The organism is Lentilactobacillus parafarraginis DSM 18390 = JCM 14109 (assembly GCF_001435895.1).
Taxonomy (GTDB): Bacteria; Bacillota; Bacilli; order Lactobacillales; family Lactobacillaceae; genus Lentilactobacillus; species Lentilactobacillus parafarraginis.
Genome location: NZ_AZFZ01000169.1, coordinates 1 through 1,327 on the forward strand (window position 1 = coordinate 1; position 1,327 = coordinate 1,327).

Consider the following 1,327-nt stretch of genomic DNA (forward strand, 5'->3'; position numbering starts at 1 on the left):
TAAAGTGTCAACCCTAAGGGGTATTGTACGGGCGAAAAGTGCGGTACTATTTGGTAAACAATTAATTCTTGTGAGGAGTGGTTTTATGAGCAAACGACCGATAATTGGGATCCCAGCCGAAATCAGGCTGATTAAGGATGTGCAGCAAAATAGTATTAATCAACCCGAGATTGCCGGCGTTGTCGCCGCCGGTGGGGCGGTTATTTCCATTCCAACCCGGGAACCGGATTTAATGGCCACCTACATTGAGTTGTGTGATGGGTTGCTGCTGCCTGGGGGCCCTGACGTGGCACCGAAGTTTTACGGTGAGGAACCGATCCCCCAACAGGGAGATTCAGACGCGTTACTTGACGAAAGTGAAATCAAGTTGGTTCAGTTGGCCGTTGAGAAGCAGGTCCCGATCTTTGCGCTGTGCCGGGGGATGCAGATCATGAATGTCGCCCTTGGCGGGACAATGTATCAGGATATCGAATCCCAGCGCGATAAGAAGACCCTCCAGCACTATCAAAAAGCGCCGATGGATCAGGGAACCCACCGGATCGCGGTGACACCGGGGAGTCGGCTGGAGAAAATCATCGGTGGCGGCGACGATATTTACGTCAACAGTCACCATCACCAGGCAGTCAAGGCGATTGCGCCTCAGCTGCAACTGACCGCGATTGCTCGGGACGGTGTCATTGAAGGGGTGGAGACGAAGGACAGTGATTTGATTACCGCTGTTCAGTGGCACCCGGAATTCATGTGGCAGAATGATGAGCGGATGAGGGCGCTGTTTACCGATTTTATAGGGCGAGTTGAGAAGCATCAATGAAAGGAGAATTGTCATGGATATTGCCTATCCAGCTTTGTTCTACTACGATCCTAGTGAAGCAACTAAATACTTTGTCTACTTTCCCGATTTCAAGTCATCCGGCACTCAGGGAACGGATATTACCGATGCTATGAAAATGGCGGCGGACTGGTTAGGAATTGAGGCGGCCGATGATTTGGATAATGGCCGGCAATTGCCTGAACCTTCAAATTTAAACGATGTTTCTTTAGTTAATGATGATCCCTTTAAACAAGACTCGAATTTCACCCTTACCTATGATCCTCATCAGTCATTTAGGTCAATGGTTTCTGTTGACCTAACGAAATATTTGCATAATGATCAACCTGTTAAGAAGACTTTAACCATTCCCAAGTGGGCAGACGCTATGGGCAAAAAGAAAAAAGTTAATTTCTCTAAGTTACTGACGGAAGCAATTTCAAATACTAAATAAGTGACCCATTTTAACCACTCAAATTTTGAGTGGTCTTTTTTTCTACGTTTAGTCAAGTAAAACAG

The 1,327-nt window shown here is 47.0% G+C and carries 2 protein-coding genes; both read left to right on the forward strand.

Annotation, left to right across the window (positions count from 1 at the left end; genetic code table 11):
- Positions 1–85 precede the first annotated feature (85 nt).
- Complete coding sequence (locus FD47_RS14530; protein ID WP_056980842.1) at positions 86–811, forward strand: gamma-glutamyl-gamma-aminobutyrate hydrolase family protein; 726 nt, start codon at positions 86–88, stop codon at positions 809–811.
- 13 nt (positions 812–824) lie between these two features.
- Positions 825–1,262 (forward strand): type II toxin-antitoxin system HicB family antitoxin, encoded by a 438-nt coding sequence (locus tag FD47_RS14535; protein ID WP_054736739.1) that lies wholly within the window; start codon positions 825–827, stop codon positions 1,260–1,262.
- Positions 1,263–1,327: the final 65 nt, after the last annotated feature.